The 11672-nt window shown below is 62.1% G+C and carries 14 protein-coding genes; 8 read left to right on the forward strand and 6 right to left on the reverse strand.

Annotated elements, in window-relative coordinates; translation table 11 throughout:
* Positions 1 to 15 precede the first annotated feature (15 nt).
* Positions 16 to 2580 carry a carboxy terminal-processing peptidase gene (locus tag Q7P63_15970; GenBank protein ID MDP0501590.1) on the forward strand — a complete coding sequence of 855 codons (2565 nt, stop codon included), beginning with the start codon at positions 16 to 18 and terminating at the stop codon, positions 2578 to 2580.
* A gap of 70 nt (positions 2581 to 2650) precedes the next feature.
* On the opposite strand, the gene prmC is transcribed toward Q7P63_15970, so the two are convergent.
* Positions 2651 to 3493 (reverse strand): peptide chain release factor N(5)-glutamine methyltransferase, encoded by an 843-nt coding sequence (gene prmC, locus Q7P63_15975; protein ID MDP0501591.1) that lies wholly within the window; start codon positions 3491 to 3493, stop codon positions 2651 to 2653.
* A gap of 5 nt (positions 3494 to 3498) precedes the next feature.
* Positions 3499 to 4602 (reverse strand): peptide chain release factor 1, encoded by a 1104-nt coding sequence (gene prfA, locus Q7P63_15980; protein MDP0501592.1) that lies wholly within the window; start codon positions 4600 to 4602, stop codon positions 3499 to 3501.
* 375 nt (positions 4603 to 4977) lie between these two features.
* On the opposite strand from prfA, the gene Q7P63_15985 reads away from it, so the two are divergent.
* Together Q7P63_15985 and Q7P63_15990 are read left to right on the forward strand one after the other, a co-directional pair.
* Positions 4978 to 5577, forward strand: coding sequence for a sugar O-acetyltransferase (locus Q7P63_15985; protein MDP0501593.1), 600 nt, complete (start codon positions 4978 to 4980; stop codon positions 5575 to 5577).
* Between the two features lie 137 nt (positions 5578 to 5714).
* Complete coding sequence (locus tag Q7P63_15990; protein ID MDP0501594.1) at positions 5715 to 6014, forward strand: YhbY family RNA-binding protein; 300 nt, start codon at positions 5715 to 5717, stop codon at positions 6012 to 6014.
* Between the two features lie 73 nt (positions 6015 to 6087).
* Here Q7P63_15990 and Q7P63_15995 read toward each other — a convergent pair whose 3' ends face one another.
* Both Q7P63_15995 and pspF read right to left on the reverse strand, forming a co-directional pair.
* Positions 6088 to 6645, reverse strand: coding sequence for a cupin domain-containing protein (locus tag Q7P63_15995; GenBank protein ID MDP0501595.1), 558 nt, complete (start codon positions 6643 to 6645; stop codon positions 6088 to 6090).
* Between the two features lie 62 nt (positions 6646 to 6707).
* Positions 6708 to 7751, reverse strand: coding sequence for a phage shock protein operon transcriptional activator (gene pspF / locus Q7P63_16000; GenBank protein ID MDP0501596.1), 1044 nt, complete (start codon positions 7749 to 7751; stop codon positions 6708 to 6710).
* Positions 7752 to 7919: 168 nt separating this feature from the next.
* Here pspF and pspA point away from each other — a divergent pair, with 168 nt between their 5' ends.
* The 4 genes from pspA to Q7P63_16020 all read left to right on the forward strand — a co-directional run bounded on the left by pspA (position 7920) and on the right by Q7P63_16020 (position 10582).
* Positions 7920 to 8597: a phage shock protein PspA gene (gene pspA / locus Q7P63_16005; GenBank protein MDP0501597.1), complete on the forward strand. Its 678-nt coding sequence runs from the start codon at positions 7920 to 7922 to the stop codon at positions 8595 to 8597.
* Positions 8598 to 8655: 58 nt separating this feature from the next.
* Entirely contained in the window at positions 8656 to 8898 is a 243-nt protein-coding gene (gene pspB, locus Q7P63_16010; protein ID MDP0501598.1) for an envelope stress response membrane protein PspB, read from the forward strand.
* Positions 8895 to 9335: a PspC domain-containing protein gene (locus tag Q7P63_16015; protein MDP0501599.1), complete on the forward strand. Its 441-nt coding sequence runs from the start codon at positions 8895 to 8897 to the stop codon at positions 9333 to 9335. Before pspB ends, Q7P63_16015 begins: the two co-directional genes overlap by 4 nt.
* Before the next feature lie 155 nt (positions 9336 to 9490).
* Complete coding sequence (locus Q7P63_16020; GenBank protein MDP0501600.1) at positions 9491 to 10582, forward strand: ATP-binding protein; 1092 nt, start codon at positions 9491 to 9493, stop codon at positions 10580 to 10582.
* Positions 10583 to 10590: 8 nt separating this feature from the next.
* Here Q7P63_16020 and Q7P63_16025 read toward each other — a convergent pair whose 3' ends face one another.
* Positions 10591 to 10854 carry a DUF2442 domain-containing protein gene (locus tag Q7P63_16025; protein ID MDP0501601.1) on the reverse strand — a complete coding sequence of 88 codons (264 nt, stop codon included), beginning with the start codon at positions 10852 to 10854 and terminating at the stop codon, positions 10591 to 10593.
* Positions 10829 to 11071 carry a DUF4160 domain-containing protein gene (locus Q7P63_16030; GenBank protein MDP0501602.1) on the reverse strand — a complete coding sequence of 81 codons (243 nt, stop codon included), beginning with the start codon at positions 11069 to 11071 and terminating at the stop codon, positions 10829 to 10831. Before Q7P63_16030 ends, Q7P63_16025 begins: the two co-directional genes overlap by 26 nt.
* Before the next feature lie 115 nt (positions 11072 to 11186).
* On the opposite strand from Q7P63_16030, the gene Q7P63_16035 reads away from it, so the two are divergent.
* Complete coding sequence (locus tag Q7P63_16035) at positions 11187 to 11672, forward strand: EVE domain-containing protein (GenBank protein ID MDP0501603.1); 486 nt, start codon at positions 11187 to 11189, stop codon at positions 11670 to 11672.

Consider the following 11672-nt stretch of genomic DNA (forward strand, 5'->3'; position numbering starts at 1 on the left):
AAAGGAAGCTCACTCATGAATTTTCGTACCCCGCTCAATCGTTGGATGGCCTCGGGCATGCTGGCCTCCGCTTTCGCCCTCAGTTCACCATCCGCTTTTGGCCTCGAAGTCACCCGCGACACGCGGGAGCGCCTGAAGAAAGAGACGATCTACGCGATCGACATGATTCAGCGCTACCACTACAAGCAAAAGCCTTTTCAGGAGCTGGATGCGGTCGAGCTGATCGACACCTACATGGAAGACCTCGACGGCTCGCGCCTCTTCTTCCTGCGCGAAGATCAGGACTTTGCCCACGCCCGCTTCGGTGACTCCATGAAGCGCGTCTACCTCATCTCGGGCGACCTCTTCCCGGCCTTCGAGATCTACGACACCTACGAAAAGCGCGTGACGGACCGCCTCGCCTGGATCAAGGAGCGTCTGACGAAGCCCCTCGACCTCGAGAGCGACAAGACTTACGAGACCGACCGTAGCGAAGTCGCCTACCCGGCTGACCAAGCCGACGCCGACGACCTGTGGGAGCGCCGCCTGACCTTCGAAGTCGTGAGCGAAATGCTCGAAGACGTCTCCTACGATGAGGCCGTCGAAAAGGTCCAGAAGCGTTACGACCGCTTTTCCAAGCAGATGAAGGAGATGGACGTGCACAGCGTGCAGGAGACTTTCCTGACCTCGCTCGCCCAGCTCTACGATCCCCACAGCAACTTTTTCTCCTGGGACAGCACTCAGGAGTTCAACATCGCGATCAGCAACAGCCTCATCGGCATCGGTGCCCAACTGCGCCAGATCGAAGAGACTTGTGTGATCGAGCGCCTCCTGCCCGGTGGACCCGCCGAAATGAGCGGCGAGCTGCACCCCGGCGACAAGATCGTGGCCGTGGCTCAGGGCACCGGCGTGCCGGTCGACGTGATGGGCATGAAGCTGCGCGACATCGTGAAGATGATCCGCGGCGAAGAAGGCTCTGAAGTCCGCCTGACCATCGAGCCGGCCAACGAAACCGGCCGCAAGGTCATCAGCCTCAACCGCGACAAAGTCGAGCTGACGGCGAACCTCGCGCACGGCGAGATCCACGAAGTGCCGATGGGTGAAGACCAGCTCGTGCCGATCGGCGTGATCAAGCTCTCATCGTTCTACGGCGAAGGCACTTTCGACGAGGCCGACACCAGCACCAGCCGCGACGTGAAGGAGCTGATCACCAAGCTGGAAGAACATGGCGTAAAGGGCCTCGTGCTCGACCTGCGCAACAACGGCGGCGGCCGCCTCGAAGAAGCCGTTGCCCTCGCCGGCCTCTTTATCCCCACCGGCCCCGTAGTGCAAAAGCGCAACTACGACGGTCAGGTGGATACCGATTGGGACAAGGACCCGTCCGTGGCCTACGACGGCCCCCTCGTCGTGCTGACGAGCAAGCAGAGCGCCTCCGCCAGTGAGATTGTGGCCGGTGCGCTCAAGGCCTATGGCCGCGCCCTGATCGTCGGCGACACCACGACCCACGGCAAGGGCACCGTCCAGGCCCCCATCGACCTGCGCAACATGCTGCACCGCCGCGCCGAAAACGGCATCGACGACGTGGGCATGGTCAAGATCACGATCCAGAAGTTTTATCTGCCCGACGGTGCCTCGACCCAGAACAAGGGCGTGCCCGCCGACATCGTGCTGCCCTCCGCCACCGAGTTCCTGCTCGAAGGCGAAGCCCAGCTCGACCACGCGTTGGCGTGGGACACCATCCCGCCCGTCGAATTTGCCCTGCGCAGCAATGCCCAGACGGAGACTGTCGCACTCGACCAGGTCAACGACATCCTGATCAAGGAACTTTCGCAACGCAGCCTCGACCGTCAGCACAATCTGCCCGAATTCCAGTTCTGGCAGCGCAACCTCGACTGGCTCCGCAAGAAGAACGACCAGACCAGCGTAAGCCTCAACCTCGATGCCCGCCGCGTCCAGAAGACCGAAGACGAGACTCTGCGCGACCAGTTCGAAGAAGAGCGTCTCGAGTTCCGCAAGCACCGCTTCCCGATGCAGGAAGTCGACCTCGCCCTGACGGCCAAGAAGGATGAAGAGCACCAGGAAAAGCTGCGCTCCACCCCCCTGCCCGATGGTCGCGACCGTGCCAACCAGTTTTACCAGAAGGTCTTCTACTACTCGCCGGAAAACGACGCCAAGATCCACGAAGTGTGGGTCGAATACCTGAACTACGAAGAAGGCCTCGACCACGCCGAAGAGCTGGCCACGACCCTCTCCGAGACCAGCGGCGAGGAAATCTCCACCGAGCAGATGGAAACGGTGCTCAACGGCCTCAAACACCGCGACCGCACCCAGACCTTCAACCCGCACGCCAACTTCGCCGAGGCGCTGGGCGACGGCTTTACCGCCAAGCAGATCGACGACCTGCTGCCCGTCTTCTTCCGCGAAATGGTCCAATACGACCCCGACGTGCTCGAAGATCGCCCCAACATCGACGTGGAGCTGCGTGAGAGCATGCGCATCCTCAGCGACTGGATCGTCTTGGCCAACCACGAAGAGTCTCCCTTCGAGACCGTCACGGCCAAGGAAGATTCCAAGCATCAGGACGACAAGATGGCCCTGTAGCCGCGAGCCTCACCGCCCGCGAACCCCTTTCAGCCCGCTCCACCCGAGCGGGCTTTTTTGTTGACCGAATCTACCCCTTCCGCGCGAAGACAAAGCGGTCCCGGCCGGAGAGGTCGGGGCGGGACTCGAAGTCGGTGAGGCCGGCGGCGGTGGCGAGCTTCTGGAGCGTGGCGTGTTGGTCGATCCCAGTCTCCAGGGCAAGCAGCCCGCCGGAGTTGAGGCGCTGGGCGGCACCGGCGAGGATCACGCGCAGGTCGTCCAGACCATCGGCCCCTGAAACGAGGGCGCTGCCGGGCTCGTGGTCGACCACTTCGGGCGCGGCGGTCTGCATCTCTTCCTCCGTCAGGTAAGGCGGATTGGATACGATCAGGTCGACGGGGCCGCGCAGGGGCTCGAGCCAGGAGCCAAGACGGAAGCCCACGCGGTCGAGCCCGAGGGCCTTGGCGTTTTCCTGGGCCAGTGTCAGCGCGTCGCGGCTGGCGTCGATGGCCAGCACTTGAGCTTGCGGCCAGGCTTGAGCCAGCGCGAGGGCGATCGCACCCGTACCGGTGCCCAAGTCCACCACCCGTGAGGGCGGCGTATCGCCATAGCGACTCACCAGCAAATCGACCAGCTCTTCGGTCTCCGGGCGAGGGATCAGCGCGCGCGCGTCCACCTTCAGCCGCAGACCGTAAAACTCGACGTGCCCGATGATATATTGCAGGGGCTCACGCTGGGCGCGGCGCTTGACCATCGGGCGCAGGCGTTCGAGCTGCTCCTCCGTCATCGGCTCGTCGTGCCGCAAAAAGAGGTCGAGCCGCCGGCAGTCGAGGATGTGCGCAAAGAGCTGCTGCGCCTCCAGCTTCGGGCGCTCCAGCCCCGCCTTGGCGAAGAAGGCCTCCGTCTTTTGCAGGACTTCGAGCAGCGTCTGCACGGTGCTTAGCGGGAAGCGGGGGTGCCCTGCCCTTCCAGCATGGCCTCGATGCGCTCGGCACGGTCGGCGTCTTGCAGCGGCTGGATGATCGGCTCCAGCGAGCCGTTGAGCGCTTCGAGCAGGCTGTAGAGGGTCAGGTTGATGCGGTGATCGGTGATGCGGCCTTGCGGGAAATTGTAGGTGCGGATGCGCTCGGAGCGGTCGCCGCTGCCGATCTGGCTCTTGCGGTGCGCGGCATACTTTTCGTGCTCTTCGCGCTGCTTGGCCTCGAGGATGCGGGAGTAGAGCACCTTGAGCGCTTTCTGCTTGTTCTTGAGCTGGGAACGCTCGTCGGCGCAATAGACCATGACGCCCGTCGGCTTGTGCACGATCTGCACGGCCGAGTCGGTCGTATTGACGTGCTGGCCGCCGGCACCGCTGGCGCGCATGGTGGTGATTTCAAGGTCGTTGGGCCCGATCTGCACGTCCACTTCTTCAGCTTCCGGCAACACGGCCACGGTGGCGGCGGAGGTGTGGATACGGCCGCTGGCCTCGGTCTCCGGCACGCGCTGCACACGGTGCACGCCGCTCTCGAACTTGAGGTTCTTGTAAACTTCTTCGCCGCTGATGAGGAAGACGACTTCCTTGAAGCCGCCAACTTCCGCCTCGTTGGAGCTCATGCCTTCGACGCGCCAGCCGCGAGTTTCGGCGAAGCGCACATACATGCGGTAGAGGTCGCCGGCGAAGAGAGCCGCCTCGTCGCCACCGGTGCCGGCGCGGATTTCGAGGATGGTGTTGCGCGAGTCGCTCGGGTCGGGCGGGATCATCTCGCCCAGGAGGTTCTGGTATTGCTCCTCCAGAGAGGCCTCCAGCTCGGGAATCTCCTCGCGCGCCATGTCCTTCAGCTCTTCATCGGCGCTCGGGTCGGCAATCAGCTCGCGGTTGTCGTTGAGCTGCTGCTCCGTCGCCTCAAACTTCGCGCCCATCTCGAGCAGGCGGGTGATCTTCTGGTGCTCACGCGAGATGCTGGCGGCGCGGCGGGCATCGCTGAAGAAGTCGGGCGCCTGCATCTGGGCATCGAGGTCGGCGAGGCGCTGGCGGAAGGATTCGAGGTTGGGAAGCTGTGGCATGTGCGCGGTAAAGGCTGCGGGCGCGGTGCGGCCCAAAACGGATACTATTCCATTGCTCGCGGCGGGCTCGCAAGTGTTTTCGCGTAGCGGCGCCAGAAGATCGCCCCGCAGCCCCGCCTTGGCTGGAGGAAACCCTCCGCCGAAATATTTGAGGTAATTTTGTAAAAGATGAAGCGGCCCATGAGTCTCTATTGACGGGCGTAAGGAAATCTGAATGCTGTGAGTTCGCTGAAGGTAGGGTGTAGTTCCTGAGTGACAGTGGAACGAAGCTTGACCCTTTGGTGGGTTCAGTCGGACCGAGGTGACGCCGTAACATTCAACCAACTTATTGAACCACGTCGCCCCGATTTGAGCTCCACGGCCTCAGCAACCTGCATGAACTTACAATATGACCGGATGATTTCCGGTAACCACTACCTGGCGGAAGACGCTGAACTGAACTTCCGCCGGGCTCAGGCTCGAGATCGCCTGGAGCGTTTCAACGCTTGCTCCAAGGCCGATCAATACAAACGTCGTCAACTGCTCGAAGAACTGCTGCAACAGGACGCGTCCGCCATCGAAGCGGAGAACCCCTTTTACTGCAGCTACGGCTACCACATTCGCTTTCAGGGCTCTGCCTTCCTGAACTTCAATGTGACGATGCTGGACGAAGCCCCGATCACCATCGGTGCGCGCTTCCAGGCCGGCCCCAATGCGCAGTTGATCACGGTAGGCCACCCGATCGATGCCGAGCAACGCGCTGCCGGCTGGGAAATCGCCAAGCCCATCGTGATTGGTAATGACGTCTGGATGGGTGCCGGTGCCATCGTGCTCTGCGGTGTGACCATTGGCGACCGCGTCGTAATCGGCGCTGGCTCCGTGGTAACGCACGACATCCCCAGCGACTGCGTGGTGGTCGGTACGCCCGCCCGCATCCTGCGCCACTTGACGCCTCCCGGCGCCGCTCCGGTGACCAACCCTCCCCTGACGGCTTAATCGGTCTCGCCTGATCCATACAGGTTACCCGTATTTCAGCCCCTGCCCTCGCCGGCGGGGGCTTTTCTTTTCAAAAACGTCACCCTTGTGCGCTGCGGGATTGCGCCCGCCGCACCAACCCTTCGATACTCGCCCGCATGTCCAACGAACCCCTTTCTTCCTCCGACCGCAGCCGCCTCCGTGGCCTGGCTCAGGCACTCAAGCCGGCCGTCACCATCGGCAAGGCCGGTCTCACGCCTCCCGTGATCAAGGAGCTTGAATTCAACCTGGAGCGCCATGAGCTGATCAAGGTGCGCCTGCCCGAGCTGGAGCGCGACCAGCGCGCCGAACTGCTCCACCAGCTCTGCGACACCGTCGGCGCCACCCTCTGCGGAGCGGTAGGCCACACCGCCAGCATCTACCGCTACAGCAAGAGCGCCGAACAGCACGTGATGTAGGGCGCCGGACGGCCATTCGTCTTTTTAGAGATACAAATCTGCCTGGATTGTAGAAAGGGTCGATACCTCCCGCTCAGGCCTCCGGTCCATCGGCGTGACCTTCCTGCAGTTGCCAGAATTGGAGCAGCGGGCCGTGGGTGCCGTAGAGCGGATCGGTCTTGGGGGCGGGGACTTGGGGGATGCTTTCGTTCGCCTCCGCCAAGTCGTCAGGGTTGTCGCGCTTCATGTCCTGCTTCTGGCCAGGCGGATAACAGCCCACGACCTCGAAGTCGCCCTCGCTCTCCAACAGACAATGCGCGACGCCGGCCGGGATCACGACCGCATCGCCGGTTTTGAATTCCACCACCGGGCCTTCCGGCCCGCCAAACTGGACGCGGGCTTGCCCTTGGTAGCAGACGAGGGCCTCGTGGGCGCGACTGTGATAGTGGTGAAAATCGTAGATGCCCCAGCGCCAACAGTTGCCCCAGTGGTGGAGGCCCACGCGCTCCTCGATGGCATCGGCTATCTGCTCCCCTCCCTCCGGAAAGAGGCCCTGGTAGTGCAAGAGCGGCAGGCGCTCGTTACCGGGGAAGTTACCCTGCGGGCGAATCAGATACGGTTTGACCTGGGGAGACGGAGTAAGCGATTCCATGCCGCCAGTTTAACCGTTCCCCGAGTGCAATGCCAGCCGGCGGGGTTGAATATCGCGCAGCCCTACCCTTCGCTTTTCAGCTCATCCTGATATTTGCGGTAGAGCCCGCGAAACTGGTGGTAGCTGAGGCCCAACTGGTCGGCGGCTTTGCGCTGGTGGTATTGGCACTCGGCCAAGGCACGTTGCAGGGCCTCGACTTCCAGTTCCCGCACCCGGTCGTTGAGCGGGCGACGGTCGACCGTCGTCGGTTTCACGACCGACGGGGCCGGGCTTTCAACCGCTGACGGCTCCAGCTCGCGCACGCGCTGGGAGGCCTGCTGCTCGGGCGAGAAGGGATCGAAGACGATTTCAGCCGCCTCAATTTTTGGGTCGGGGCTTTGATACACCGCGCGCTCGACCACATTCTTGAGCTGGCGAATATTGCCGGGCCAGGGGTATTGGAGCAACGTCGCCACCGCGTCGTCGGTAAACTCCCAGACGCCGCGCCTCCCCAGCTCCTGCGCCATACGGTTGGCAAAGGAGTGGGCCAGCAGCATGATATCGTCGCGCCGCTCGCGCAGGGGCGGCAGGAAGAGCACGTCGAAGCTCAGGCGGTCGAGCAAGTCGCGCTTGAATTTGCCCTCGTCGGCCAGCGCCGGCAGGTCGGCATTGGTCGCGCCGACCACGCGCACATCGGTCTGAATCGTCTCACTGCTGCCCACCCGCTCGAACTGCCCGTATTCGACTACGCGCAGGATCTTCTCCTGCACCGGCATGGGCAGGAGGCCGATCTCATCGAGAAAGAGCGTGCCGCCCTCCGCCTGCTCGAAGCGGCCCAGCCGGCGACGCGAGGCACCGGTAAACGAGCCCGCTTCGTGGCCAAACAGCTCGCTCTCAAGCACACTGGGAGACAGGGCCGCGCAGTTGAGCGCCACCAGCGGCTGTTGCCACCGCGTGGAGAGGTAGTGCAGGCGGCGCACCGCAAGCTCTTTGCCCGTGCCGCGTTCGCCGATCAAGAGGACGGGCCGGTCGACCCTGGCGACACGCGAAAGGCGCTCCTGGAAGGCAACGAAGGCTTCGGATTCGCCCAGAGCGTCGCGCGGAGTGGAATCGGCGGGAGATGCCATAAGTTCGCGGCGAGATTTACCAACTTGTGGCACACGCTACCAGCCAAAACCGCATTCAAGAAAAACCTGGCGTGCAAGATACTGATAGCCAAAGACAAGCAATATCGCCTCCCCGTTTGGCATCCTCGCTGCAATGAGAAGAAACCTAAAAACGAAACTTAAATCATCATGAGCATCTTTTCCCGCTTCCAAGACATCATCCGCGCCAACCTCAACTCCATGCTGGAGAAGGCCGAAGACCCCGAAAAGCTCATCAAGCTGATGATCCAGGAGATGGAGGACACCCTCGTCGACCTGAAGGCATCCTGCGCCGGAGCCATGGCCCAGCAGGCCCAGGTGATGCGCCTGCGCAACCAGGCCCAGGAGCGTGCTGAGCGTTGGGCCGAGAAGGCGACCCTCGCCCTCGACAAGGGTCGCGAAGACCTCGCCCGCGAGGCGCTGGTCGAAAAGCGCACTTTCCAGGCCGAGGCCGACAACCGCGAGGCCGAGGTGAGCAACTTCGACGAGATCATCGCCAAATACCGCGAAGACATCAATCAGCTGGAAGAGAAGCTGGAATCCGCCCGCAACAAGCATCGCGTGCTGATCCAGCGCGCCTTCCAGGCCAAGCGCCGCCAGGATGCGCAGACGAAGATCCGTTACGCCGATTCGAGCGATGCCGTGGCCCGCTTCGACCACTTCGAAAACCGCATCGAGCGCCTCGAGGCCGAAAACGAGCTGATCAACCCGAAGCGCACGCGCTCCCTCGACGACGAGTTCGCCAAGCTGGAGCACGACGACGCGATCGAGCAGGAGCTGCAGGCCCTGAAGGCCAAGAAGGCGGGAAACCCGTCGAGCGAGGCGTAATTGCCTCGCGTAATCCGCCCTGCCTCGCTACCCTCACACCCGATTACGGCACGTTATCATGGCTGCATTCATTCCCGTTATAGTAGTCTTCATCGTCATCGGGCTGCCCGTCATCTGCTTCACGCTGGTCATGCTCGCCAAGATGAACCGACGCGACGGCCGCTCTTCCGCCACCAGTGAAGAAGCGGCCCTGCTGCAAGAAATGCACGACAGCCTCAACCGCCTCGAAAAGCGCATCGAAGCGCTCGAAACCATCACCACCGACCGCACACCGCGGTCCACCCCTCCCCCTATTCGATGAACCGCTGCAAATTTTCCCGCAACTTCAAGCGCACCTACGGAGACCGCGCCCATCGCAACCGCTCCGAGTCGACCGGCCCGCTCTACCGCGCCCGCGACGGCATGATCTTCGGCGTCTGCAAAGGTCTCGCCAATCGCGCAGAGCTCAACGTCTTCTGGGTCCGCCTGCTCTTCGTGGTGGGCCTCCTGATGACGGGGATCTGGCCGATGCTGATCATCTACCTCCTCGCCGCTATCTTTATGCGCCCCGAACCGATGATCGAGCCCCAGGACGACGAGGCTCGGGACTTTTACAACAGCTACGCGACCGACCGCACCTGGGCCATGCGTCGCCTCCGCAACAAGCTGCGCGATCTCGAAAGCCGCACGACCAGCCTCGAAGGCCGCGTCGTCGACCGCGAATACTCCTGGGAGCAGCGCCTGCGCTCCGGCCAGTAGGCTAACGCCTTGGGCGCAAACCGGGGGCTATACCTAATAGCAGACCCTTCGCCGGGGAATTTTGCTCGACGGTGCGCAGGTGGCGGTCTTAACTAGTGGGCGGACTGACTCGTGTGCCACGCCCAAGCCACAGGGGCGCAAGGATTTATTCGCGAATGGAAATCAGCGCTCACCCCTTCTTCGAAAATATCACGCCGCAGATGGCACAGCCGCTGGTGGACGCATCCCAGATCGTCCAGCTGGCGGACAAGGCCCTGATCTTCGACGAAGGCGACCCTGCCGACAATCTTTACCTGATCCTGCGCGGCAAGGTGGCCTTCCAGAAGCGCCTGCCCAGCGGCGAATGGCTAACCGTCAGCTACTCGCAGGAAGGCGACTATTTTGGCGAGATCGGCGTGTTGACCGACGATCCGCGCTCACTCCGGGCGATTGCCGACGGCGACCTGCACCTGCTCCTGATGCCCGGCAACATCCTTGTGCAATACCTCTCGCAGATGCCCGGCCCGGTCGAGGACCTGTTGCAGAGCGTAATCAAGCACCTGCACGACACCACGCGCCACTACATCCAGGACATGCTCCACCAGGAGCGGATGGCGATCGTGGGCCGGATGACCAACACAATCATCCACGACTTCAAGAACCCGTTTTGCCTGATCAGCCTCAGCTCGCAGCTCATCCTGCAGAAGCATCCCGACCCTGAGACCGCGCGCCTGTGCACCAACATCGAAAATCAGGTGCAGCGTATGCTCGAAATGGTGAGCGAGCTGTCGGCATTCTCGCGCGGCAAGCACACGTTGAAGCGCACCCGCTTCCTCATCAGCGACTTGCTGGCGGAGTTCCAGGATCTCAATTTCCCCTACTTCGAAGACGAGCTCATCACCATCGTGCTCGACGTGCCCGATGTGGAGCTGAATGCCGACCGGGGCAAGCTGCAGCGCGTGTTGCAAAACCTGATCGACAACGCGATGGAAGCGATGGCCGACGAGGGTGGTCTGATCGAGATCAGCGGCCAGATCGACACCGTCAACAGCATGCTGGAGCTGCGCGTGCGCGATACCGGCTGCGGCATCCCCGAGGAGATTCGTGAGACTTTCTTCGAGCCCTTCGTCACCCACGGCAAGAGCGAGGGCACCGGCCTCGGCTCCGCCATCACCAAGTCGATCATCGAGGCCCATGGCGGCCGTATCCGCTTCGAATCCACCCGTGGCGAAGGCACGACCTTCTTTATCTCGCTGCCCTTGGGTTGATGTGGGGGCTAGGCTTGGGGCGGTAGTTCAAAACGGCCGGCCACAACACCGGGGACGGTAATATCTTCGTCCAGCTCTTCCCAGCGCAAAGCGTAACCATTCGCTTCAACCACCACCGCTGCCAATTGCGCATCAGTTGCGTTCTTCAGCCGACGAAAGCGAGCCGCAGGGAATGAAAAGACCCGCTCGTCCGTCAATTCAATAAAGATGCGCCGCCCTTCCGCCCAAGCGTGGACCGCAAGCGCTTCACTGCTGTAGGTTTCGGTGTTCATTGAAGGCACTGAGAAAAAGCTGTTGGTTTTCGAAAATGATCTTTTCGATTTCGCGGATCCGATGCACGGGTACTCCCCGGTTAGAGGCTAGAGATACAGGAACAAGCCAAAACTTGCAATCATTTCCCTCAAACCGCACATGGATATGGGCTGGCTCGTTTCCTTCGTCGGAATAGAAATGAAATCGAAATGGCCCGACCCTCAGAACAGTTGGCATAGCATAAAGTAACCCGCCAGCTCAGGCGGGAGCAAGCATGCGGGGAAATCGCAGCGCAAGAACTTGCATCCAATAGTATCATCTTTAGTTTCCGCTCATGGCCCGCTGTTGGTTGATGAAATCGGAACCCGACGTGTTTTCCCTGGACGACCTGAAGGCAAAGCCGGGCGGCAAGAGCGGCTGGGATGGCGTGCGTAACTACCAGGCCCGCAATTTTATGCGCGACGAGATGAAACAGGGCGATCGGGTGCTCTTCTACCATTCCAGCACCCAGCCCCCGGGCGTAGCCGGGCTGGCCGAAATCGTCAGCAAAGAGGCCTACCCCGACCCGTCGCAGTTTGATGCCAAATCGGATTATCACGACCCGAAGGCCACGCAAGAAAAGCCGCGCTGGATGCAAGTCGATGTGGCCTACCGTGCCCACCTGCCCGAATTCGTGACCTTGGAGCAGATCAAGGCCGACGAGGAGCTGAAGGAGATGCTGGTCGCTCAACGCGGGCAACGCCTCTCGATCCAGCCCGTCGAGCCGGCGCATTTCCAGCGCATCTGCGAAATGGCGGGGCTGAGCGCGGATCAGGTTGAGGCGGTTTATACGCAGTAG

It is taken from the genome of Verrucomicrobiota bacterium JB022, assembly GCA_030673845.1.
Classification (GTDB): domain Bacteria; phylum Verrucomicrobiota; class Verrucomicrobiia; order Opitutales; family Oceanipulchritudinaceae; genus WOUP01.